22 protein-coding genes are annotated in these 24,973 nt (G+C 37.8%); 6 read left to right on the top strand and 16 right to left on the bottom strand.

Features of this window, described 5'->3' with window-relative positions; all coding sequences use genetic code 11:
* Nucleotide 1 precedes the first annotated feature (1 nt).
* The 3 genes from ACOZIR_RS25410 to ACOZIR_RS25400 all read right to left on the bottom strand — a co-directional run bounded on the left by ACOZIR_RS25410 (nucleotide 2) and on the right by ACOZIR_RS25400 (nucleotide 2,362).
* Nucleotides 2-433 carry an Rrf2 family transcriptional regulator gene (locus ACOZIR_RS25410; RefSeq protein WP_045292445.1) on the bottom strand — a complete coding sequence of 144 codons (432 nt, stop codon included), beginning with the start codon at nucleotides 431-433 and terminating at the stop codon, nucleotides 2-4.
* A gap of 66 nt (nucleotides 434-499) precedes the next feature.
* A complete protein-coding gene (locus tag ACOZIR_RS25405; protein ID WP_045292446.1) occupies nucleotides 500-829 on the bottom strand; it encodes an antibiotic biosynthesis monooxygenase family protein in 330 nt (109 codons plus the stop codon).
* Between the two features lie 123 nt (nucleotides 830-952).
* Nucleotides 953-2,362 carry a SpoVR family protein gene (locus ACOZIR_RS25400; protein ID WP_045292448.1) on the bottom strand — a complete coding sequence of 470 codons (1,410 nt, stop codon included), beginning with the start codon at nucleotides 2,360-2,362 and terminating at the stop codon, nucleotides 953-955.
* Between the two features lie 321 nt (nucleotides 2,363-2,683).
* Between ACOZIR_RS25400 and ACOZIR_RS25395 the strand changes: the two genes are divergently transcribed.
* Together ACOZIR_RS25395 and ACOZIR_RS25390 are read left to right on the top strand one after the other, a co-directional pair.
* The gene (locus ACOZIR_RS25395) at nucleotides 2,684-2,935 is read left to right on the top strand and encodes a YhdB family protein (protein WP_013055267.1); all 252 of its coding nucleotides are present in this window, start codon (nucleotides 2,684-2,686) and stop codon (nucleotides 2,933-2,935) included.
* Between the two features lie 211 nt (nucleotides 2,936-3,146).
* The gene (locus ACOZIR_RS25390) at nucleotides 3,147-3,755 is read left to right on the top strand and encodes a biotin transporter BioY (RefSeq protein ID WP_045292449.1); all 609 of its coding nucleotides are present in this window, start codon (nucleotides 3,147-3,149) and stop codon (nucleotides 3,753-3,755) included.
* 34 nt (nucleotides 3,756-3,789) lie between these two features.
* Here ACOZIR_RS25390 and ACOZIR_RS25385 read toward each other — a convergent pair whose 3' ends face one another.
* The 9 genes from ACOZIR_RS25385 to ACOZIR_RS25345 form a co-directional block, all read right to left on the bottom strand.
* Nucleotides 3,790-5,544, bottom strand: coding sequence for a phospho-sugar mutase (locus tag ACOZIR_RS25385; RefSeq protein WP_045292450.1), 1,755 nt, complete (start codon nucleotides 5,542-5,544; stop codon nucleotides 3,790-3,792).
* 165 nt (nucleotides 5,545-5,709) lie between these two features.
* On the bottom strand, nucleotides 5,710-7,389 hold the full coding sequence (locus ACOZIR_RS25380) for a glycerol-3-phosphate dehydrogenase/oxidase (RefSeq protein ID WP_421536019.1): 1,680 nt from the start codon (nucleotides 7,387-7,389) through the stop codon (nucleotides 5,710-5,712).
* A 186-nt stretch (nucleotides 7,390-7,575) separates the two neighbouring features.
* A complete protein-coding gene (glpK, locus tag ACOZIR_RS25375; RefSeq protein WP_045292451.1) occupies nucleotides 7,576-9,066 on the bottom strand; it encodes a glycerol kinase GlpK in 1,491 nt (496 codons plus the stop codon).
* A gap of 67 nt (nucleotides 9,067-9,133) precedes the next feature.
* Complete coding sequence (locus tag ACOZIR_RS25370; protein ID WP_045292452.1) at nucleotides 9,134-9,961, bottom strand: MIP/aquaporin family protein; 828 nt, start codon at nucleotides 9,959-9,961, stop codon at nucleotides 9,134-9,136.
* Between the two features lie 178 nt (nucleotides 9,962-10,139).
* Nucleotides 10,140-10,694, bottom strand: coding sequence for a glycerol-3-phosphate responsive antiterminator (locus ACOZIR_RS25365; protein ID WP_013081633.1), 555 nt, complete (start codon nucleotides 10,692-10,694; stop codon nucleotides 10,140-10,142).
* Between the two features lie 113 nt (nucleotides 10,695-10,807).
* Nucleotides 10,808-12,346, bottom strand: a complete 1,539-nt coding sequence (locus tag ACOZIR_RS25360; protein WP_013055260.1) for a carbon-nitrogen hydrolase family protein — start codon at nucleotides 12,344-12,346, stop codon at nucleotides 10,808-10,810.
* 398 nt (nucleotides 12,347-12,744) lie between these two features.
* Entirely contained in the window at nucleotides 12,745-13,515 is a 771-nt protein-coding gene (locus ACOZIR_RS25355) for a L,D-transpeptidase (RefSeq protein ID WP_045292453.1), read from the bottom strand.
* 187 nt (nucleotides 13,516-13,702) lie between these two features.
* Complete coding sequence (locus ACOZIR_RS25350; protein ID WP_045292454.1) at nucleotides 13,703-14,497, bottom strand: SurA N-terminal domain-containing protein; 795 nt, start codon at nucleotides 14,495-14,497, stop codon at nucleotides 13,703-13,705.
* Nucleotides 14,498-14,892: 395 nt separating this feature from the next.
* Nucleotides 14,893-15,285 carry a DUF5365 family protein gene (locus ACOZIR_RS25345; RefSeq protein WP_045292455.1) on the bottom strand — a complete coding sequence of 131 codons (393 nt, stop codon included), beginning with the start codon at nucleotides 15,283-15,285 and terminating at the stop codon, nucleotides 14,893-14,895.
* A gap of 156 nt (nucleotides 15,286-15,441) precedes the next feature.
* On the opposite strand from ACOZIR_RS25345, the gene ACOZIR_RS25340 reads away from it, so the two are divergent.
* A complete protein-coding gene (locus tag ACOZIR_RS25340; RefSeq protein WP_310879095.1) occupies nucleotides 15,442-16,353 on the top strand; it encodes an RluA family pseudouridine synthase in 912 nt (303 codons plus the stop codon).
* Between the two features lie 37 nt (nucleotides 16,354-16,390).
* Here ACOZIR_RS25340 and ACOZIR_RS25335 read toward each other — a convergent pair whose 3' ends face one another.
* Nucleotides 16,391-18,409, bottom strand: coding sequence for a methyl-accepting chemotaxis protein (locus ACOZIR_RS25335; RefSeq protein WP_045292457.1), 2,019 nt, complete (start codon nucleotides 18,407-18,409; stop codon nucleotides 16,391-16,393).
* A 140-nt stretch (nucleotides 18,410-18,549) separates the two neighbouring features.
* Nucleotides 18,550-19,425, bottom strand: a complete 876-nt coding sequence (locus ACOZIR_RS25330; RefSeq protein WP_045292458.1) for a cation diffusion facilitator family transporter — start codon at nucleotides 19,423-19,425, stop codon at nucleotides 18,550-18,552.
* 333 nt (nucleotides 19,426-19,758) lie between these two features.
* On the opposite strand from ACOZIR_RS25330, the gene ACOZIR_RS25325 reads away from it, so the two are divergent.
* Nucleotides 19,759-20,715: an L-lactate dehydrogenase gene (locus tag ACOZIR_RS25325; RefSeq protein ID WP_013081626.1), complete on the top strand. Its 957-nt coding sequence runs from the start codon at nucleotides 19,759-19,761 to the stop codon at nucleotides 20,713-20,715.
* A gap of 62 nt (nucleotides 20,716-20,777) precedes the next feature.
* Entirely contained in the window at nucleotides 20,778-22,358 is a 1,581-nt protein-coding gene (locus tag ACOZIR_RS25320; RefSeq protein ID WP_045292459.1) for a lactate permease LctP family transporter, read from the top strand.
* 97 nt (nucleotides 22,359-22,455) lie between these two features.
* Here ACOZIR_RS25320 and ACOZIR_RS25315 read toward each other — a convergent pair whose 3' ends face one another.
* Nucleotides 22,456-23,448 (bottom strand): zinc-binding dehydrogenase, encoded by a 993-nt coding sequence (locus ACOZIR_RS25315; RefSeq protein ID WP_045292460.1) that lies wholly within the window; start codon nucleotides 23,446-23,448, stop codon nucleotides 22,456-22,458.
* A 413-nt stretch (nucleotides 23,449-23,861) separates the two neighbouring features.
* Here ACOZIR_RS25315 and ACOZIR_RS25310 point away from each other — a divergent pair, with 413 nt between their 5' ends.
* A complete protein-coding gene (locus ACOZIR_RS25310; protein WP_045292461.1) occupies nucleotides 23,862-24,392 on the top strand; it encodes an IseA DL-endopeptidase inhibitor family protein in 531 nt (176 codons plus the stop codon).
* Nucleotides 24,393-24,640: 248 nt separating this feature from the next.
* Here the strand turns inward: ACOZIR_RS25310 and ACOZIR_RS25305 are convergent, their stop codons facing one another.
* Nucleotides 24,641-24,910, bottom strand: coding sequence for a hypothetical protein (locus ACOZIR_RS25305; RefSeq protein WP_045292462.1), 270 nt, complete (start codon nucleotides 24,908-24,910; stop codon nucleotides 24,641-24,643).
* Nucleotides 24,911-24,973: the final 63 nt, after the last annotated feature.

Here is a 24,973-nt window from a genome sequence, read left to right as displayed (position 1 = left end):
GTCATGCATCTATTTTTGCTATTAAATCCGTCACTAATTCTTTCATGGTCACATCAGCTAAGACTTGTTCCATGGCATCTTGAGAACGTTTTAAAATCAATTCAAGGACACTTTGAATATTGGCTCCTACAGGACACCCCACATTCGGGTTTTCATGCATTTGAAACAATTCTCCTTCTTCCACTGCCGCCACCGCTCGATAAACGTCTAACAACGTTATCTCTTCTAAATCTTTCAATAGATAAGCTCCGCCAGCTCCGGCTTTTACGCCCACAAGTCCAGCTTTCTTTAACATCCCAATTACCCGTCTTATAACAACAGGATTTGTATTTACACTGCTAGCAATCCACTCTGAAGTACTAGGATGACTGCTATCTACTTTAATTAAAGACAGTATGTGAACGGCCACGGTGAATCGACTGCTAATTTTCATTGCTCTCACTCCTAATTTGTTGTAATCATTATAGTTACAACATTTATGAAAGTCAAGCGTGCTTTTTTAGGAAAGAATGTCTTCTTCTACCGCCTCATAAAAACGCAGCGTTTTCTTGATTTCCATAGCTTCAGGAAATGCTTTCGTTTTCTTTTTATTCGCTTCTTTATGTTCGTTCACATGTTCTTCTCTTGAGATCCATGCTTGAAAGAACTGCTTGTCTTCCCACTTGGATACAAAGACATATTCAACTTTATCTGCGGAATCTTTTTTCCAGCATTCAAACGATAAATTTCCTTTTGCTGCCTCAATTTCTGTTTTGTTTTTCTTAGCTTTTTGCCTGAGCTGTTCTTCAAATTTCTTTTTTGTTTCAAAACTTGCGTTTACAACAAACATCTTATCTTCCTTTCTAAATGAAAGTAATTCTCATTCGATTATTGCATAGTAATTTTATTTTTTCAATTTATATGGATAAGTTACAGAAGCACAAAAAGACCGCTGTTTAAGCGGTCTTCTTTTTTACAAATGTTTTCTATGCACTGTTTTTCCATCATACGTAAAGGCGATTGGCTTTCCTTCCATTACCGTTTCTAAGTGAACGGGTCGGCCCCAAAGCTGATGAACGTACGGTACCACTTTTTCTAAGTATTTGACATCTAATTCGATTCCTTCATACCAGTGTTTTAAATAGAGCTCTCCATTTTTTAAATAGTCTCCATTGGTTACTGTGATGTAAGGAAATCCTCCGTTTACGCGCATATTAACAAGCTGATCTCTAACTTCTGTCCACTCTTTATCGACGATTTTATAGTCTTTGCCTTGTTTTTGGAATAAGTACATATCCTCCCGCATGACTAAATCTTTTGTTAAGTAATTGCGGATAAAGGAAATATCTGATTCAACCTCACGTACCTCAAACATCTTCTCTCTTCCTGACCCAGGCTCCACGCCCCGGCGAATCATATCTTCTGTTGGATTGTCGTAGCGTTCTTCAATGTCTTCAAAGATTTTTAATCCTAAATAATATGGATTGATTCCCGTCTTAGACGGCTGCACAACCCCTGCATTTAGCTTGGCAAATTCTATCGCTTCATCACTCGTTAAGTCCATTTCTCGAATAATGCGCTGATGCCAGAAAGAAGCCCAGCCTTCATTCATAATTTTTGTTTCAAGCTGCGGCCAGAAATAAAGCATTTCTTCTCGCATCATCGTTAAAATATCCCGCTGCCAATCCTCTAAATAAGGGCTGTATTCTTCAATAAATAATAAGATATCTTTTTCAGGCTGAGGCGGAAATTTTTTAAAAGACTTTGGAGGTTTTGGTTTTTTCTTTTCTTTATAATCCAAATTCCATAAATCATCATAAGGAGAAATGATTTCTTCTTCTGATGATTCTACATCATCTATGCTCCAAGAAAGCTTGGCACGCATAAGAGACGGATCAATATGTTCCTGAACCGATAAGACAGCATCCAAAAACTTTTCTACTTCACGCTTACCGTGCTTTACTTCGTATTCTTTAATTCGATCAGCGGTCGCTGCCATACTTTCTACCATATCCCGTTTAGTGTTGGCAAAACGGCTGTTATTTTTAAAGAAGTCACAGTGGGCTAACACGTGAGCTACAATTAATTTATTCTGAATAAGCGCATTGGAATCCAATAAAAATGCATAACAAGGATCTGAATTGATAACTAATTCATAAATTTTACTCAATCCAAGATCATAGTGTAATTTCATTTTGTAAAATTGTTTTCCAAAGCTCCAATGTGAAAAACGAGTTGGCATCCCATATGCACCAAACGTATAAATAATATCTGCCGGGCAAATTTCATAGCGCATCGGATAAAAATCTAAACCGAAACCGCTAGCTATTTCCGTAATTTCATCAATCGCACGGTATAATTGCTTATAATCTGCTTCTTTCACGACAGCTCCCCCTTTCACTCCTTACTTCAATCTATGTACAAACATGTCAATTCATGTGTTTTCATCAAAAAGAAGCTTTATTTTTTCAAGAAAAGGGGATTTTTATTTAGTTGTCTTAAATAATGGATGTAATATAACTGTTACGCTGTATTATTCTTTGCTCTTCTTATCATTTATCCAGTGCTGTACGTTTATTCTTCTTACATAATGACTACAACCTCTTTTAATTATGCACTGGTCTTTTGCCCAACATTTACAGCGTAAGAATTCCCGCAAATATCATACACTAATTTCAACTCCTCAAAAGGAGGAACGTTATTAATGGATGTAATTGATTATGATCGAGCTTTATATTATACACACCGTTCACAATGGGATAACTTATTAATTTTAATGGTTCGAACAGACGACGATTTTCTTTCAAAAAAAATTGAACATTTTTTGCACGCCTACAATTTTGAACGAAACTACCGCATCATTCAAGAAGAGCTCTATTCTTTACTACGCTACATTGATCATGCAACGGAATATTCGGAGCACAACCCGGAGCTTCTGGAAGAATCATTGTACTAGTATTTTTGATACACACACTTGGACAAAGAAGGGATGAATTCCCTTCTTTATTTTTTTATGTTGCACTAAAAATATGCATACTTTATTTCAAAAAACATCAAATAACAATATGTAAACACATTTATTTTTATCGTTGACATAAAAACGAATTCGACGTACAATCTTCAGTACATACGCTAAGATATTTCAGTACATACTGGGAGGAACATATATGAGTACTAAAAGGTTTCGCACATTAGATTTAACATTAGCCGGTATGTTTGCAGCTCTTATGGCTATTGGTGCAAACATTACTTCTTGGGCACCTTTTTTACAAGTAGGCGGCGTGCCTCTTTCACTTCAGCCTTTTTTTGTTATATTAGCAGGACTTTTACTGGGGAGCCGAATGGGTTCTATTTCGATGATTGTATATGTATTAATTGGCGTTGCCGGCGCTCCGGTATTTGCTCAATTTAAAGCAGGAATCGGTATTTTATTTGGAAGCACCGGCGGCTTTTTGCTTTCTTATATTGTCGCTGCATTTATCACAGGAAAAATTATGGAAATGCGCGGCAAGCCGACTTTTTCTATCTTTTTAATTTCATCGCTAGTTGGTATTGCAGTTATTTATTTAATTGGTACTACGTATATGTATGTAGCGGTTAATTATTGGCTTGAAGCTCCTGCAATGACATATGCAGCGGCTTGGAAGATTATGTCGTGGTTTGCGGTAAAGGATCTTATTTTCACTGTTCTTGGGGCTATGCTTGCTCCGCGAATTTATAAAGCCCTACGATCTTCTTCGTATTTGTCAAATACGCAATCAAATAAAGTATCATAAAAGAAGCCTGCTCAAGTTTGAGCAGGCTTTATTTTTATACCGTTTTCACTTTATCTAGTACACGCTCCACTTCACCCATTACAGCTGTTTGTACAGCTTCTAAATGGGCAATGCTCGTTGCTTCATCTTCTGACACGACGCCAAAATAGAACTTCACCTTTGGCTCTGTACCAGACGGACGAAGGCAGAACCAAGAACCGTCTTCTAAGATATATTTTAATACATTTGATTTTGGTAATGTAATCTCTTCTACTTTTCCTGCTTTAATATGCTGGCGCTCACTTAATGTATAATCCTCTACAACCGAAACATTTAATCCTGCAATGTCAGTAGGAGGCTCATTTCTAAATGTAGCCAAAATATGCTGAATTTGCTCAGATCCTTCTTTTCCTTTAAGCGTTAAAGATTTCAGACCTTCACGATAGAAACCATATTTAGTAAACACTTGCTGAAGCGCTTCATACAGAGTCATGCCCTGCTTTTTATAATAAGCACAAGCTTCTACTGCTAGAATGGCTGCTTGTACAGCGTCTTTGTCACGTGCAAAGTCACCAATTAAATAGCCGTAGCTTTCTTCATAACCAAATTGGAATGTATACTCGCCCGTTTGCTCATATTGCTTAATTTTTTCACCGATAAATTTAAAACCTGTTAGAGTGTCAACAACTTGCAATCCAAATGAACGAGCAATTTGTGCGCCGATTTCTGACGTTACAATCGTTTTTAACACAACGCCATTAGCAGGCAGCACGCCTTTTTCTTTCTTTTGAGAAAGCAAATAGTGAAGCAATAAAGCACCCGTTTGGTTTCCTGTTAATAACGCATATTCGCCGCTTGGATCTTTGACAGCAATTCCTAAACGGTCTGCATCTGGATCCGTTGCGATTAAGATATCTGCATCAATTTCTTTTCCTTTACGAACAGCATATTCAAATGCAGCCGGCTCTTCAGGATTCGGAGATTTAACCGTCGAGAAATTCGGATCAGGAAGTTCTTGTTCTTCAATAACCGTGACATTTTCGTAACCGATGGATTGAAGCGCGTTGCGAACTGGCTTATTAGCTGTACCATGTAGAGGTGTAAAAACTACCTTTAAGTCTTTACCTGTTTCAGAAGCTAGCTCTGGGTTAATTAAAATCGTTTTTAGTTTCTCATTGTATGCTTCGTCAATCGCTGAACCAATCATTTCAATAAGACCTTTTTCTTTTAGCTCCGCTTCAGATTGAACAGCTAATGTAAGTTCATTTTCCACAGCATTTACAAAGCCAACTAGTTCATCAGCTTCTTTTGGCGGCAGCTGACCACCGTCTGGACCATATACTTTGTATCCATTATATTCAGGAGGATTGTGGCTCGCTGTAATAACAATACCTCCAAATGCGTTTAACTCACGCACTGCAAATGAAAGTTCAGGTGTTGGTCTTAGCTCTTCAAATACATACGTTTTAATTCCGTGACTTGCTAATGTTTTTGCTGCTTCCATCGCAAATTCAGGCGATTTGTGGCGAGAATCATACGCAATGACTACGCCTTGCTTGATAGCTTCTTCGCCAGCTTGTTTAATGTACTCAGCAAAGCCTTCGGAAGCTTTTCGGATTGTATACGTATTCATACGGTTTGTACCCGCTCCAATTTCCCCGCGCATTCCGCCTGTTCCAAATTCCAATGTTTTGTAAAAACTATCTTCTAATTGTTTTTCATCACCTTTGATCGCATCCAAATTTTGACGTAATTCAGGATCTAAATTTGGATGATTAATCCAAGATGTATACGTTTCTTTCCAACTCATAAAAAAAAGCCCCCTTATATAAATGTAAATATGTATGAAAAGAGAAAAACGAGTAATCGTCTTTCTCTTTTTTTAACAGTCATATTATATTTCTTCGTCAAAATTTGACTTCCTGCTATTATATTATGGCTGCATTGACAAATTTTGAGGTACTTTTTTATTTTATCATGAAATACCTGTCATACGGTTAACTTTTTCATCTACTGGTACAACTGCATCATGAAGGTGCTGTTCTAATTCATCCGTATAAGCTTTTGTTTGCTCAGGCGTCCACTTTAACTCTTCGGCCATATGAGCAATCACTTGTTTTTTCCAGCTTCTTACCCAGTTGATATCAAAGAATAAAGCGCCCGTACGTCGAATGAAGAAGTCCACTGGTTTTGAAACCATTTCTTCTTCTATGCCATATTGAATTTGCAAAAATACACTAGCTGGAAGGTCGCTGTTTTTTAGCTGATCCGGACGTTCAATCATATAGCGGTATACTTTATCTACGTTTGAGCCATAGCGTTTCACAAGCTTTTCAGCAGCGTCACGTGATAACCCTAGTTTGATGCCTTCTTTGACTTTTTGCTCTACAAACGTCGGGAACCCGCCTGAACCTCCCACATTACCTCCAGAAATCGGTAAATGTTTAGTTTGACAGCTTTCAAATTCGCGTCCTTCTGCTTTAAAATCTTCAGCTACGCGATTTACGACAATTTCAGCCATTTTACGATACCCAGTTAATTTCCCTCCAGCGATTGTGATTAAACCTGATTCTGATGTCCAGATTTCATCTTTACGCGAAATTTCAGAAGGATCTTTTCCTTGTTCGTGAATAAGTGGACGAACACCCGCCCAGCTTGATTCTACGTCGTCTACTGTAATATCAACCGTTGGGAACATATAGTTAATCGCATCAATAACATATTGACGGTCTTTTACAGTCATACGCGGATGTCTAGCGTCTTCTTTATAGACCGTGTCTGTTGTGCCTACGTATGTTTTTCCATCACGCGGAATCGCAAATACCATACGTCCATCAGGTGTATCAAAGTAAATGGCTTGTTTTAACGGAAAGCGCTCTTGATCAATAACTAAGTGAATTCCTTTTGTTAATTGAAGCTGCTTGCCTTTTTTTGAATTATCTTTTTCACGCAGCGTGTCCACCCATGGACCTGCAGCGTTGACGATTTTTTTTGCATAGATATTATATTCTTTATTCGTAAGCTGATCACGAACAACAGCCCCTACTACTTTTCCTTTATCGTAGATGAAGTTTTCCACTTTTGTGTAATTGACTAAGTCTGCTCCTCTTGCGGCAGCTTCTTTAGCTACTTCAATCGTTAAACGTGCATCATCTGTTTTATATTCAACATAGTAACCGCCGCCTTTTAAATCTTTAAATTTCACCAATGGCTCGCGGCTAAGCGTTTCTTCTGCGCTAAACATTTTGCGGCGCTCTGAGCGTTTTACACCAGCTAAGAAATCATAAACGCGCAGTCCAATTGAAGTTGAGAATTTACCGAATGTTCCACCCGTATGGAAAGGTAACAGCATCCACTCCGGAGTCGTTACATGAGGGCCGTTTTCATATACGATGGCACGTTCTTTACCAACTTCGGCTACCATTTTAACTTCAAACTGTTTTAAATAGCGTAGACCGCCGTGAACAAGCTTTGTTGAACGACTAGATGTTCCTGCTGCGAAATCCTGCATTTCAACTAATGCTGTTTTCATGCCTCGATGAGTCGCATCAAGTGCAATACCTGACCCAGTAATTCCCCCACCAATTACTAGTAAATCGTATTGATTTTGTGTCATGTCTACCAATTTATTCGAACGTGTTTGACTTGAAAACATACGTCATTCCCCTTTCATTTTTCAAAGATATCAAAATTTTCCAATATACAAAAAGAGAGACCACAAATCACATATATAGTATACCTACATATGGATCTGTGGTCTCTCCGATTCTCCAACCAATTTATTAACTTGAGTAAATTATATCATACATGCGCTTTTAATTAAAGGGTTTTCATCAAATAATTACTTAAAAGCCATTGTTGCATGTACAGCTTTTTTCCAGCCGCTATATAATTCTTCACGCTTTTCTTCTTCCATATTTGGTTCGAAAGATTTTTCCATATTCCACTGCTTCGCAATTTCATCGCAATCTTTCCAGTATCCGACCGCTAGACCTGCTAAATATGCTGCCCCAAGAGCCGTTGTTTCATTCACTTGAGGACGCTCAACCGGAACGTCTAACACATCACTTTGGAACTGCATTAAGAAATTATTCTTAACTGCTCCTCCGTCTACACGCAATGTTTTTAATGTAATTCCAGAGTCCGCTTCCATTGCGCTTAATACATCTCTTGTTTGATAAGCTAGTGATTCAAGCGTTGCACGGATAAAGTGTTCTTTTTTTGTACCGCGAGTCAATCCAAACATCGCCCCCCGTACATCGCTATCCCAATAAGGTGTTCCAAGTCCTACGAAAGCTGGCACAATATATACGCCGTCTGTAGACTCTACTCGCGTTGCATAGTTTTCAGTTTCAGCCGCATTTTTAAACATTCTTAAACCGTCGCGAAGCCACTGAATAGCAGATCCTGCTACAAAAATACTGCCTTCAAGCGCATATTCTACTTTGCCGTTAATCCCCCATGCTAATGTAGTTAACAAACCGTGATCGGACTTAACTGCTTTTTCACCCGTATTCATGAGCATGAAGCAACCTGTTCCATACGTGTTCTTCGCCATTCCTTTTTCATAGCACGCTTGTCCAAATAAAGCGGCTTGCTGATCTCCTGCTGCTCCCGCAATTGGAATACTCTGACCGAAGAAGTGATAATCTACTGTATGAGCGTATACTTCAGAAGAAGGCTTTACTTCTGGAAGCATGGATCTCGGTACTCCTAAAATATCTAGCAGTTCATCATCCCATTTTAAATCATAGATATTGAACATAAGCGTACGAGATGCGTTTGAGTAATCCGTTACATGCGCTTTTCCGCCTGATAGCTTCCAAATTAACCATGTATCGATTGTTCCGAATAACAATTCACCGTTTTCTGCTTTTTCTCGTGCACCTTCTACGTTATCTAAAATCCACTTTACTTTTGTTCCAGAGAAGTATGCATCAATTAATAATCCCGTTTTGTCGCGGAACGTATCGTTTAATCCTTTTGCTTTTAACTCTTCACAAATACCAGACGTTTGTCGAGACTGCCATACGATTGCATTGTATACTGGCTTTCCTGTTGCTTTTTCCCATACTACTGCTGTTTCACGCTGATTGGTAATTCCAATCCCTTCGATTTGATCAGCATGAACACCTGACTCAGATAGACAAGATGCGATAACTGCTAGGATAGAACCCCAAATTTCACTAGCATTATGCTCTACCCAACCTGGTTTTGGGAAGTACTGTGTAAACTCTTTTTGAGCTACATGTACAACTTCACCTTTTTTATTAAATAACATTGCTCGTGAGCTTGTTGTTCCTTGGTCTAAAGATAAAATAAATTTTTCCATATCAATATCCCCTATTCTCTGTATAGTGTCGTTTCTTTATTGTACATAGTTAGATGGTAAAGCGCATTCATTTTTTTGGTACTACTGCTGATTGAATTTGTGCTGCCTTTTGTTTAGAAACAGCGTAGATAACAGCTAAAACAATCACCGTAATGCTTAAAACAATCCATAAGCTGCTAGACATTTTATTTAAGAATGCCGCTTGATAAAATACTGCGCCAATTGATCCGCCTACTAAAGGACCCACTACTGGCACCCAAGCGTATTTCCAGTTCGAGCTGCCTTTGCCAGGTATCGGCAAGATAGCATGAGCAATACGAGGTCCTAAATCACGAGCAGGGTTGATGGCATAACCTGTTGTTCCTCCTAATGATAAACCAATACTTACGATTAAAAATCCTACTACTAAAGGATTTAATCCATCTGTAAATTTATTTGCTCCAATTGCTAAGATTCCTACCACTAATACAAACGTTCCAATTGCCTCACTTAAAACGTTTGCAAATGGGTTAGCAATTGCTGGTCCCGTTGCGAATACGCCTAATTTTGTACCAGCATCTTTTGTTTCTTTCCAGTGTGGAAGATAGTGTAAATAAACAACTGTTGCGCCAAGAATGGCTCCAATAAACTGAGCTAAGATGTACATCGGTACTTGTGACCACGGAAAATCACCTGTAATAGCAAGCGCTACAGTTAACGCTGGGTTTAAATGTGCCCCACTCATATTACCAACCGCATATGCTGCCATCGCTACTGCCATTCCCCATCCCATTGTAATAACGATCCATCCTGAATTAGCAGCAAACGATTTTTTTAAATTGACGCCCGCACATACACCAGCGCCAAGGATAATTAAAATCATTGTTCCAATTATTTCTCCTAAGAATGCTTGCATATAAATAACCTCCCCTTTGTATGAAAACAATTAAAATGATAAGAAAACAAGAAAATCCACAATACATCCCCCTAATAAAATCATTAAAAGGCTATACCGTGGATCTCCTATTCTCCCTCACATCTATTAACTTATCTAGAAGTTTACTAGATGATGAAAGCGTTGTCAAACAGTTTTTTTAAGTTGAAATACTCCACAATTCTCTATTTGATGTTGTAACAGCAGAAGCCCCGGCTCCCAAAGCATTACGAACTTCTTCTTCGGTTCGTATTAAACCTCCAGCTAACACTGGAATGCCTGTTTCAGCTTTGACTTCTTGGATTAAAGTGGGCACAATTCCAGGAAGAAGCTCAATATAATCGGGTTTTACTTTCTTCATTAACTCGTAGCTTTTCTTCAAAGCCGTACTGTCTAATAAAAAGACCCGTTGAATGGCATAGATCCCTCTTTGTTTAGCTTTTAAAATGACGTTTGTTCTTGTCGAAATAATCCCCGCAGGCTTAAACTCCTGACACAAAAAATCAACCGCATACTCATCGTGCTTTAAGCCATGAATTAAGTCTAAATGAATGATTAGCTTCTTTTCATGCTTATGAACCTCTCTCATAATTCCTTTTAGCATGCCCACTTGATTGTCTAAAAGAACTCCGTACTCGTAATTACTTGCTAAAAAATTTTCCAATTGCTTCATATCTCGAACAGCGGGTAATACCGATTGTCCATGAAAACTCATGTTTTCCCCTCTTTTCCATGGTTAGTACACAAAATTCATTGTAATAGTTTTTATTATGGCAAAAGTTGAAATAAAAAACACCATGCATTTGCATGATGTTTTTAGAAAATACGTTATTTTTTATATTTAATATTGTAAACATCATGGCGTCGATCTTTTAATTGACGAACCGTTCCTGATTGGCGCTGGCGACGAAGAATTTCTAAATCTACATCTCCAATAACCACCATTTCAATATTAGGATTACATTCTCCTACAATACCGTCTCGTGCAAATTCAAAGTCAGATGGTGCAAAAATAGCAGACTGAGCGTACTGAATATCCATGTTTTCTGTTTCAGGCAGGTTTCCAACTGTACCTGCGATAACCGTATAAATTTGGTTTTCAATCGCACGGGCCTGAGAGCAGTATCTTACGCGCAGATAGCCTTGGCGGTCTTCCGTACAGAATGGTGTAAAAATAATATTTGCACCTTTATCTGTAGCAATACGAGCAAGCTCCGGAAATTCAATGTCATAGCAAATTTGGATCGCAATTTTACCGCAATCTGTATCAAACACTTCAACTTTATCTCCTGGGCTAATTCCCCACCACTTTCTTTCATTAGGTGTAATGTGCACTTTGTACTGCTTTTCAATTGTTCCATCTCGGCGGAATAGATAGGCAATGTTGAAGATATCTCCATTATCTTCTTCGACGAAGTGAGATCCTCCAATAATATTTACGTTATATTTAACCGCTAAGTTAGTAAACAGCTCAATGTACTCTTCAGTATATTCTGCTACGCGCTGAACCGCTTTGCTTGGAATCTTTTCATTCAAGAAAGACATTAGCTGAGTTGTGAAAATTTCCGGGAATACGCAGAAGTCAGCTTTTGCATCATAAGCAACATCTGTATAATATTCTACCTGTGTTGCAAACTCTTCAAATGAATTGATCTGTTTCATCATATACTGAACAACACAAATACGCACTGGGAATGATGTTTTAAAATGGCGTTTTGAGCGGCGAACGTAATCTACGTTGTTCCATTCCATCAACGTTGCATACTTATTAGAAGCTAGGTCATCAGGAAGATAACCAGGGTTTATACGCATAAGCGTAAATCCGTTCATTAGCTGAAAAGATAGGACTGGATCATAAATTTTATGATGAATCACTTGCTCTACATACTCTCTAGGCGACATTTCAGCTGAATGCTTATGGTAATTAGGAATTCTTCCTCCGATGATGATACTTTTCAGGTTCAATTCACGTGCTAAATCTTTACGTGCTTCATATAAGCGGCGTCCTATTTTCATGCCGCGATACTTTGGATGAACCATTACTTCAATTCCATACAGATTGTAGCCTTCCGGGTTATGATTTGTAATGTATCCTTCGTCTGTAATATCGTCCCACGTATGCTGATCATCGTACTCATCAAAGTTCACAATCAAGCTTGAACAAGATCCGATAATTTCCCCGTCGTACTCTGCACATATTTGTCCTTCTGGAAAAATGGCCAGATGACTTTCAAGCTGTTCTTTTTTCCACGGATCCATTCCGGGGAATGATAGCTTTTGAAGTGCTAAAATTTCATCTATATCGTCCGGTTTGATGTTACGAATAATCATTTTTTTCTCGAATTTTGATAAATCTATTGTAGACATACGTTAAAACAACCCTTTCTCTCTCTTCATTAGGCAATTAGTTTCCCTGTTTTTTATTATAATAAACATTATTAAAAATTCAAAAAATGAGGTTGAGACATAACAAAATAAATCCAATCTAAAGACGAACAAATGGATACATTAGCTCGTCTTTAGATTGTGACAACGCTGTTGATTTCCGTGCAAGACTTCGCTTTCCACGGGCGGCCGATGAGCCTCCTCGTCGCGTACGCTTTCCCCGCAGGAGTCTTCGCCTTGCCCTCCCACCAACTGCTAGAAAGAACGAAACAGATGAAACCTGCGTTCACCATAATAAAAAAACGAACCACGAATCAAACATGTTGATCAGTGGTTCGTTTTTCACTTAGGCTAAAATCCTTTTGTCCCAGCCTCATTTTTTATTTGCATATATCTAATTTTATAGATGTTTTTTTATTGGGGTAATTTTCAATAAATCCTGGTCCTAAAGAGACTTTAATGCCGTCTATTTTATATACATTATAGCGTTCACCGCGATTTAACGTACGAATCTTTACCCATTTTCCTTTTTCTTCTTTTAACAAAACCATCGGTGATTGAATCGTTACAAAGCCAATTTGGCCTTTTGAGAGCTTTTTCGTTTTACAAAGATTCTGGGCAACTGGAGTACTGCTTATTTTGTATTTGTTTTTAACAGCGATTGAATCAAAACTTTGAGAATGAAATTGACCAATAACCACTTTTGTACCGGTTTGAACGTGGTCAAATAACCAGCGTACCTCTTCATCATACATACGAATACACCCTGAACTTGCGTAGGTCCCGATAGAACTTGGATTATTATTTCCATGAATAGCATACGTCGTTCCATATGTTCCGCGCGCATTTAATCCTAGCCAGCGATCACCTAGCGGATTCCTAGGATCTCCTCCCCTAATATTGTCTTTATAATAGGGGCGGTTTTTAATTTTATTCACAATGCTAAAGGTACCTTCCGGTGTATAGCTCATCTGCCTCCCTGTCGCAACTTTGAACGTCCTTACTAGTTTTCCTCCATCATAAAAAGCTAGGGTGTTAGTAGATTTGTTAATGATAATAAGTTGATTTGACGCCGCAGAAGCCTTGCCTGTCAGACCCATCCCTGCGAGTAAAAAAACAAGCCCAACAAAAAAAACAGCCACCTTTTTCATTTATCGACTCCCCCAATTTCTCTTATATCTATATAAGAAAAGTATAGGATGAAAGGCAAACCGTCAGAACACTTTTTACCTTATAAGTCAAAATACAATAAAATCTTTCACACACTCCTTTTTACTGACAAGAAGCAATAAATGTACATAATAAAAACGGCCCTTTAAAGGGCCGTTTCGTTTGTATTTAAAGCTTCACTTCAACTTTTGCATTTTTCTTAAGTTCTTCAACTTTTTTCTCTAATGCTTCTTGTTTCTTTTGTTGTTCAAGCTGCTGCTTAATTTGAGGCTTTACGTCTTCAAGCTTTGGCATTTGAGATTGTTCTTTACCGCCGCTGGCTTGACTTTGGCTTTGCTTTGCAAATTGATCGTAATAATCTTGAATTTCTTTATCTGTTACTTCAGGTGTTTGGATATCTTTATCTACGTACTGCTGATATTTAATGCTGTCAGCCAGTTCAGACTTTAATTGTGATTGAGTTAATCCTGCATCTTTTAAAGCCGCTTTAAACTGTTTATCTGTCTTGAACTGCTTTTTCGTTTCTTTGAACTTTTTATTTACTTCTTCATCAGTTGCTTTATAGCCTTTGTTTTCAGCTTCTTGTAATAGCAGCGTTTGACCCACTAAATTGTCAATGGTTTGTTGCTTTACTTGTTTAGCTGCTTCCTTAGAAGTTGGGTCTTGTCCCATTTGTTGGTACTGATTTTGTGATGTAGCAAGAGCTGCATTATATTCTTCACCAGAAACTTTTTTACCGTTTACAACCGCTACGGTTTTCTTTTCATCTACTTTTTGTTTCTCTAATTTTTTCTGCATTTCTTTTGCTTGTTTTTCCTGCTTCTTCTGAGCCTCTTTTTGCTGCTCAGTTTGTGCAGTTTTTTGATCATCACTCTTTGATTGCTTTGCATCATCGTTTGAACCGCATGCTGTTAAAGCTGCAGCAATTAACCCAATGAGCAATGTATACATCAGTTTTTTCATGATTAATCTCCTTTCATAATCCCAAACGATTATTAGCTATTCGAAAAAATCATCTAGGGGGCATTGTATATGATATAGACGTAAAAAGAAACCATTTAGGCTAATTTTAAACATATGTAATAAGATTGAAACGTTTTGTAATCTTATGAAAGATAAATGCTTCCGTTTATACGACCTGTCTAATCATAACATTATTTAGTATGATTTACATAATTTACAGTCCATTATACATCTGGAAATTTATTTGTTATATGAAAAGCAATAGTATTTGATTTCATGTTTCTATAAGAACTTTATCCGAATTTAACGATATCACAAGTTCTTTTTTTATCCAATTGAAAGCCGAAATTCATTAAAAAAAGAAAAAAGCATGGGATAATCATGCTTTTTTTCTTTCAATTTATGTATGAATTATAAAACGATTCATACGAATAAGTAATCAAATTGTTTTCTTTTGCAAAACATTCAATAGCAACAGGAAATAAGAACCCGTATTTTTTTAAAATTGCAATATTTTTTTCGAATTGCTCGCAGTCGCTTTCTTCAATCGGCCGATGTTGAATTGCTTCAATCACGGCAATTATTGTCTGAAGGCTACTAATGACTTGCAATGCTTCATCGAGTAAGCCATTATATAAATGGTCTGTACAATAATCTGGATTTAATAATTCATCAGGATTAAGCTTATCTACGGATACATACCGAGGTAACAAATCATAGCAAAGCTGTTCAGTCAACTCTTCTATGTATTTCTCCATTTCTGGCGGAGCTGCTTGGGCAATTTTCATGGTTACCCCCCCTTTTTTTCTCTTAACTTATGTCTCTTTATTTAGCATAACATAAACATAAAACGAGAACTTCAGGTAGTTATTTCCTCCTAATTATTTACAAGTTCTTTTTAAAGATCAAATGATATTTACTAGTATGTAAGGAAGGGATCAAATATGAATATACACGGCCAATGGCTAGAAGATAAAATCGGCAAAAATGATGCAGGTCAAACGATTGAAGATTATTTAAAAACAAAATGGCGTATTCCCAAAAAAACGCTGCATCAGTTTCGGATGAATAAAAATGTGCTTCTAAACGGTGAACCTTTACCATGGAGAAACACGCTTCAGGAAAATGATACAGTGTCACTTCCTTTTTTTGAAGCGGAGCTTAATGAAATAACACCTTACAATGTTGAGATTGAGATTTTGTTTGAAGATGAGCACGTACTAATCGTAAATAAACCAATAAACCTAGATACTCACCCTTCATTAGAGCAAGATCAAAAAACTCTTTTAAATGCTGTAGCTGCTTATTTTCAAAAAATTGGCCTTAAAACAAAGCCTAGACACGTTCACCGTTTAGATCGTGATACATCGGGTGCTATCTTATTCACGAAGCACTTTGTAGCAAGCTCTGTATTTGATCAGCTGCTCGCTGAACGTAAAATTAATCGTACTTATATTGCCCTCGTCCAAGGAATCATAAAAAAAGAAGAAGGAATCGTTAATGAACCTATTGGACGCGATCGTCATCACGCTACGAGAAGAAGAGTATCTAGAACGGGACAAGCTGCCAAAACATCTTATCGGGTGTTGAAGCGTAATACGGCAAAAAATGAAACGCTTATTGAACTTTCGCTAGAGACCGGACGCACTCACCAAATTCGTGTTCATATGAGTCACATTGGCCATCCATTACTTGGTGATACGCTTTATGGAGGAAAGAAATTGAAAGAACAGCAGCAAGCTTTACACGCCATTAAGCTTTCTTTTATACATCCATTTACTCATCAGCGCGTGTCAGCTGTTGCACCTCCAGATCAGCAGGTTTTTTTACCGTATAGCAACTTGTTTTCCTATTAAATAAAAAAGAGCGCCAATATGTTATTGGCGCTCTTTTTTATTTAATTTTAAATTGACGAATCAAGTTCGCCAATTCTTCACTAATCTCTTGCAAATGTTCAGCCGATTGAGAAACAGTAGAAATAGCTCTAATTTGTTCTTCTGTAGAAGCCGTAATTTCTTCAGTTCCCGCAGCTGATTGCTGTGCAATAGCTGCTATGCTTTGAATGGCCGCTACCACGTCTTCCTTATGCTCATCAATACTGTCCATGCTGCTTGTCACATGTTCGACAGCCGCCGCCACTTGTTCAATCGTGGTTGCAATTTCATGAAAAGCTTGTTCTGTATCTCCTACCACAAAATCTTGAGACTTTGAAAGCTCTTCTGTACGGTTGCATTCTTCACGCGCAGCTGCGACTTCCCCTTGAATCGCTGCAATCGTATGGCGAACTTGTTCAGTGGCCTGAGAGGACTGTTCAGCAAGCTTTCGCACCTCTTCAGCTACTACCGCAAATCCTTTGCCATGTTCTCCTGCACGTGCTGCTTCAATACTAGCATTTAGTGCAAGCAAATTTGTCTGATCTGAAATACTATTAATCGTGAAAATAATAGATTCAATTTCTTTCATCTTACTTGTTAATTCTTCCATTACAGTTTGAACAGCGTGAATCGTTTGAGACGATTCAGTGGTTTGGTTGCGAAGCAGCTGCATTTGTTTTAAACCTTTTTCATTGATGGTTACAGCTTCAATCGTCATTTTATTAATCTGGGCATTTTGTTCAATGACTTCTTCAATTTGCGAAGATAAACTCATCGTTTTGTGATTAGTAGAGTCAGCATCAGAAGCCTGCTGCGTGGCGCCGCTGGCAATTTCATGGATAGCCCGGCCAATTTCTTCACTGGATGCAGTTGCTTCTTCAGATACAGCACTCAAGTCTTCAACGGACGTTTTTACTGTCTCAACAGACGTCTGAACCGTGCCAATCAATGTTTTCATTTTAGCTACCATGTCGTTAAATAAATGAGTAAGCTCACCAATTTCATCTTTTGACTTCGTCTTCACCTGAACTGTTAAATCGCCAGCTGTTACTTTGGCTACTTCATTTTTCAAGCGGCGAATTGGATTTGTAATGATTCTTGAGAAAAAGATGGTTAACACCACTGATAATAAGATGCCAATTAACGCAATCCAGACAATAACAGTCAGTAAATGATGAGCGCTTGAGAGCATTTCATTATAAATAAAGGCATTTCCTATCTTCCAATTCGTTCCTTCGAGAGTATCATATGCCATGACTCTCTCTTCACCTTGAAAGGTATACTTCATGAAATCTCTATTCCGGTCTGCTTCGTACATTTTTTTCATAAATGGCTGATTCATTAAATTTTTTCCAGCTTCTGTTGGATGAACGAGCGCTGTGCCATTTTGATCAAATAAAAATGCATACCCACCGTGATTTACTTCTGCTTTGCCTACAATGTTTTTTAATGCATCTAAGTCTAAATCAGTAGCTATAACGCCCAGCACATTTTTAGTAGCTGGATCTAAAATAGCCTTTGCAATCGTCACGACCGTCTTTTTTGTTGCTGCATCCTCATATGGATCCGTATAAATTAATTGATCAGGTGATGCCACTGCTTGTTTGTACCAAACTCTTGAAGTCGGGTCATAACCTGATCCGTACTCTTGCTTAGGAACAGAATACATTCCTTTATTTTTTGTACCTATGTATTCAAGTACTAAATTAGGATACTTTTCTTTAAACTGTGTAAACTCTTTTTGAACTGTATTCCATGTAAAATAAGGATTTTTCTCTTGATTTGTTCCATTTCCTTCCTGCTTAACAAAATTAACGATTACATCGTTCTCACTGTACGTCAGCAAAGAACGACTATACATGTCTAAGTACGTATGAATCGTTTCTTTTAGCTCTTTCACTTGACTTTGAGACTGAACTTCTACATCTTTTTCTATCTGTGTTTTGGTAAATTGATAAACAGCCCCTGAAACAACTAATAATAAACTAGCTATAAAAATACTAAAAAATACTACGAGCTTTGCACTCAACCTCTTCATTCCCTCACCCTTCTACAAAAATCTTTATATTACTAATAACGGCTTTTTATTTTCATTTTTGAAGAAGTTTTTGTGATTTATTTCAAATTCCCGCAAAATAAAACCAGCGCATCCTTTCATAGCGAAAGAACGTGCTGGTTTTATTTTTGCTTTTCGTATGCATCAGGTTCAATATGAACAAGCGTATCTTTAATCTGATGCTCATCGTTCATCATATGTTCAATTTGATCAGCAATTTCATGGCTTTTAATAACATTTAAATGAGGATCTACTTTAACCGTTACATCAATCACGACTTGATTACCAAGCTTGCGCGCTTTCACATCTTCTACTTCTTTTACCCCTTTTACAAGCCCAATGCTTTCTTTGTAGTGCCCTAACTTTTCTTCATCAAATCCGTCCGTTAAAGAATGAGCCGCTTCTTTAAAAATCTCGATGGCTGTTTTACAAATAATAATCCCCACAGCAAAAGCAGCTACCACGTCCAGCCAGGGCAGGCCGAATTGTGAGCCGAAAATTCCCACAACAGCCCCTATGCTCACAAGTGCATCAGACAAATTATCTTTAGCAACCGCATATAAAGACTGGCTATCAAGTTTTTTAGCAAGCTTAATATTATATCGGTAGACACCACCCATAACGGCAGCGGCTCCAAGACCTACCCAAGCAGCCAGTAAATTAGGCGCTTCAGATTTATCCATAAATAATGACTGACCCGCATCGACCAATACTTCTAGTCCGATGACCATCATGATAAAAGAAGCAATAAGTGAAGAGATATGTTCCGCTCTGGAATGTCCGTAAGGATGATCATTATCGCGAGGTTTTTTAGAGATTTTTAAACCGATTAAGACGGCAATTGATGCAATAATATCTGTGACATTATTAAGACCGTCGGCTTTTAATGCAGAGGAAGCGGTGACACCTGCAATAGTAAGTTTACATGCTGATAAAAAGATATATGATAAGATACTAACCCAAGCGCCTTTTTGGGCTTGCTCATAGTAGTTCTCCATCCCTTCAACTCCTTTATTCAAAATAAGCAAACTTAGTGTAACAAATGGATTTCGTGTGGGTCTATAGAAACATTATTGGCTGTTAACATACAAATAGAGAACGTTAAACTCTTTAGCTTTCTGCAAAACAAGTTGCCTTTACTCAACACTTTAAACGTTTAAGATCTTTCTGAATGTGGCACTTCATGTAGAAGGACCTTTTTTTAAAATTGCCCTGTAAAATTGTTTACTATTTTTTAAAGGGTGTGATTTTTATCACAGCCGAGGGTATCTATTCTTGTTACACTAACATTGTGAAATACATCACAAAATAAAATTCAAAGGATGATACAAATGAAAACACAATTCACACCAAAAACACGAAAAGTTGCCGTTATCGGAACTGGTTTTGTTGGCTCAAGCTACGCTTTTTCAATGGTGAATCAAGGTATTGCCAATGAATTAGTGTTAATCGATATGAACAAAGAAAAAGCAGAAGGCGAAGCACGCGATATCAATCATGGAATGCCATTTGCCACACCAATGAAAATCTGGGCTGGAGATTATAAAGACTGTGCTGACGCTGATTTAGTAGTTATTACAGCGGGCGCTAATCAAGCTCCAGGGGAAACGCGCTTAGATCTAGTTGAAAAAAACGTTAAAATTTTTGAATGCATTGTAAAAGATATTATGAACAGCGGATTTGACGGCATCATTTTAGTCGCAACAAATCCAGTGGATATTCTTGCACACGTTACACAAAAAGTATCAGGGTTACCAAACGAACGGGTAATTGGTTCAGGAACGATTCTTGACACAGCTCGCTTCCGCTACTTGCTGAGCGACTATTTCGAAGTAGATTCTCGCAACGTTCACGCTTATATTATGGGCGAACACGGAGATACGGAATTTCCTGTGTGGAGCCATGCGCAAATTGGCGGTGTGAAGCTCGAACATTTTATTAATACTGCCGCTATTGAAAAAGAGCCGGATATGCAGCATCTATTCGAACAAACCCGCGATGCGGCTTACCATATTATTAATCGAAAAGGAGCGACTTATTACGGAATTGCGATGGGACTTGTACGCATCACCAAGGCTATTTTAGATGATGAAAATTCTATTTTAACGGTATCTGCTTTATTAGAAGGACAATATGGTATTTCTGATGTGTATATAGGCGTACCAGCCATTATTAATAAAAACGGCGTGCGCCAAATTATTGAATTGAATTTAACTCCTCACGAACAGCAGCAGCTCGAGCACTCTGCTAGCATTCTTAAGCAAACTCGCGACAGAGCTTTTGTGTAACATCAAAAGATTTTTGCGGGGGACTCCCCCGCTCCCTTGTTTTAAATATGTAGTAGAGGTGTATGAATATGACGTGGACTCAGGTATATAATCCGTTAAATAACATTTGGCTTTCTGCACTAATTGCACTCATCCCCATCATCTTTTTCTTTATTGCTTTAACTCTTTTGAAATTAAAAGGACACATTGCTGCCAGTATTACGGTACTTCTTTCTATGATTATTGCTATTTATTTTTATGATATGCCTGCCTCAATGGTCTTAGGAGCCACAGGCTATGGGTTTCTGTATGCACTTTGGCCCATCAGCTATATTATTATCGGCGCGGTGTTCTTATACAAGCTAACTGTCAAAAGCGGACAGTTTACTACCATTAGACAATCTATTATTTCAATAACCGATGACCCCCGCTTGCAAATGCTGCTTGTTGCTTTTTCCTTTAATGCTTTTTTGGAAGGAGCAGCGGGATTTGGAGCTCCAATTGCCATTACAGCAGCGCTTCTAGTTGGGCTTGGATTCAAACCGTTAAAAGCAGCTGCGCTATGTTTAATTGCTAATACAGCTTCAGGAGCGTTTGGCGCCATGGGGATTCCTGTCATTGTCGCAGGACAAGTATCTGGCATTGATCCAAAAGAAATTGCTCATTTTCTTGGCACACAGCTTCCGATTATTTCTTTTCTTATCCCTTTTTTACTTGTCTTTATTATGGATGGAATAAAAGGATTAAAAGACGTATGGAAAGCAACGAGCATCACAGCCATTTCCTATGCACTGACGCAGTACTTAACTGTTACATACATCGGCCCTGAACTTCCAAACATCACATCTTCTATTGTGAGTTTGCTTGCTCTTGCTTTTTATATTAAACGAACAAGCCCGGCAGCAGCTAAAAGCTTCAGCCTGTCACCAAAACAAATTTTAAAGGCTTGGTCTCCTTTTATTCTATTAACGATACTCGTTACGGCTTGGAGCGTTTCTTTTGTCAAAACGATGCTTGAACATATGAACCTGCTTATTAACGTCCCATTTTTACACAATCATGTAATTAAAGCAGCTCCTTTAGTAAAGGATCCTACGCCTTATGCTGCTGTCTTAAAAATAGACGTATTTGCAGCAACAGGTACAGCAATTCTTATCGCTTGTATCCTTTCAGTTTTCTTGCTTAACGTATCGCCAAAGGTGGCATGGACTACTCTTTTGGAAACCGTAAAAGAACTATCAAGACCTATTATGACGATAATGATGGTTATTGCTTTTGCTTTTATTTCAAATTATTCAGGACAGTCTTCTACACTTGGATTGGCACTCGCTACATCAGCTGCTTATTTTCCATTTTTATCTCCATTTCTTGGCTGGATTGGCGTATTTCTAACGGGGTCTGTCGTATCGAATAATGCGCTGTTCGGCAACTTGCAGCTAACTACAGCACAGCAAATTAATGTCTTGCCAATTATTCTTGTAGCGGCTAATACTGCCGGCGGCGTGATGGCTAAAATGCTTTCTCCTCAATCAATTGCTGTCGCTGCTGGAGCAGTAGGTTTAGCCGGAAAAGAAGGTGAACTGTTCAAATACACGCTCAAATACAGCATGGGATTTTTGATACTAGGGGGATTTGTCACCTTTTTGTTAGCTTGGTGGTTATGATACAAAACTGCTAAAAATCCTGTTATTACCTTGTTTTTTTCATTTAAACAAACGTTTGATTATATAAAAAGGTCCCCAGTTAGCGCTGGGGATCTTTTTATTCTGAAATAAGTAAACCTATATTGCCAAATTGTTTTCCTTTATCTAATCGTTCGCAAGCTGCAACTGCCTCAGACAACGGATAAAATCTATCGACGATTGGTTTAATTTGATGTTTCTCTATAAAATCCATCATGTCCACAAATTCTTCCTGACTTCCCATAGACGTACCAAGTATATTGAATTGAGGATAAAAAATGGTTCTTAGAGGCAATTCAACTTCATTTCCAGAACTCGCCCCGAAATTAACAATTCTTCCATTTGGCTTTAATATTTCAAAATAAGACGGAAATAAAGTTGCGCCTACACTATCAAGTATGATATCTACTTTTCTATCGTTGATTTCTTCTGTTAGGTTACTTCCACTGTCTAATGCACAATCAGCTCCATACTTTAGGGCTTGCTTTCTTTTTTCATCACTTCTAGAAGTAACCGTTACGTCAGCTCCGATAGCTTTTGCGAATAACAAGCCATAAGTCGCGACTCCGCTCCCTATACCAGGAATAAGCAGATGTTCTCCTTTTTTTAACTGCCCTTTTGTAAAGAGAGCTCTATACGCAGTTAAAGCCGATAATGAAAGAACTCCCGCTTGTTTCCAAGATAGATAAGGCGGCTTTTGCACAACATTATCCGCTTTTATGATTACATACTCTGCAAACGTTCCATTCGATGGACCACCTAAAATTTTAGGCGTAAACGGAATGTCCTCTATACGATCCCACTCCAGACTTGGATTAATGATCACTTCTATTCCAGTTTTTAAACCTTTTACCCCTTCTCCCACTTCTTCTATAATACCTGCACCGTCTGAACCGGGAATAAACGGCTTATCTCCTTTGCCTCGATTATTCATAACAAATAAATCTCTCCGGTTTAAACCTGCTGTTTTTAACCTTACTTTTACTTCTCCTCTTTCAGGGGGCATCTCCTGAAAATCTCTGTAATTCATGCCTGCTATCCCGCTTTTCTCACTATGTATAATGGCTTTCATGATTTCGCCTCCTCTTAATCTACTCTACTAAAAAGCTCAAAACCGCAAAAGAAATATGCCCAAAAAAAGGAAAATAAACTTTTGGAATCTCTTTTTCACCGTTTTATCTTTATTTTTCTGTATCGTAAAAGTATTCAGCTTCTTTTATTACAGTTTTGTTACAAAAAGATTGTTTGTAACAAAACGAATGAAAAATAGAAAAATCGATTTAAAAGCCCTGGTAAATCAACATTTATTCGCAATTTATTTATTATATCTACTTCAGAAACTAGTAAAAATCTAAAAAAATTTAAGGAAAAAAGACAAAACACTTTCTTTTATTACAGATTTATTGTAATATAAATGTAACAAAAGAAATATAAAACACATAATCGTTACATAAATAAGGTTAATTAATTAGGAGTGAGTTAGAAATGAAAAAAATTGGACTAGTTTTATCATCAATCGCTATTTTCTTTACACTAAGCACTGGAGTTACAGCACAAACAACATCTACAACACTAACGGATGCAAATGCTGTCAAAATTGCAGCTAGTGCCAGCAATCATTTCTGGAGTGCTCTGCACGGTTATAAAAACAAACCATGTACAGAACGTACATTTGAATATAAAGGAACTGAGTACGTGTACCTTTGCCCTGAATTTGATACAAAAGCTGAGCTATCAAGCTACTTATCTGAAACATTTACAAATAGTGCAGTAGAAAAAGGACTAACAAATTACGGCTATATCACATATAACGGCAAACTTGCACACCCAATCGGCGACGGATTCAGCATGTTAGAATGGTCAAAAGCAAAAACAAAACTTGTGTATCAAACAGCAACAGTTCGCTCTTATGAATTCACAGTTCCAACTGTAGATGGAGGCAGCGTAAAACGCACTGTCACATTCTATAAATCTGGTTCACAGTGGAAAGTAAATAAATTTGACGCTGTTCAATAATAAAAAAAGCAGGTCTGCTGAAGCAGACCTGCTTTTTTCTTTTTCATCGATAACATAAATAAAACTTCTACTTACAGCGCTCTAATAGCTGTAAATAGAAGTTGAGATCACAAGTTTAAGCAAATCAAATTTTGTCGAATCCTGTAGAAACAGTGATAAGTTACGTTTTATATTACAGGCTAAATTTCTTATTGTCAATATAATTCAGCAAAAAGATAGGGCAATATATTCAGAGCATAATAAAGACATTAACTTGGATTTTGTTCATGTTCCTTTGGGTTATCATGTACAGGGTGGGCCCCTGGGAATAACCTTTGAGCTTTTTCATGAAGGTTTTTGTTTTCATAATTAAATGCGCTATACGTTCGCTGCCCTTCTTCCCATGAAGTAGATTTCCCCAGTTTTTGATTAACCGGAGAGCCGAAGGGACCGTCTGGAAATTCTTCAGCGGTTATATACTCGTGGCTTTTTTCTACTGTAGAGAAATCACGATACGATGGCTGTTTGTGTTCTTTCAATGATTTCACCCCTTCTTTCTAGAAGATTTTCTACTAGTATGCACACTTCTTTGTAAAAAAACC

The sequence above is a fragment of the Priestia sp. D3YE.R1 genome (assembly GCF_049199565.1).
In the GTDB taxonomy this organism is placed as follows: domain Bacteria; phylum Bacillota; class Bacilli; order Bacillales; family Bacillaceae_H; genus Priestia; species Priestia aryabhattai.
The sequence above is the reverse complement of the archived record's forward strand: the minus strand, read 5'-3'. Positions and strand labels throughout refer to the sequence as shown.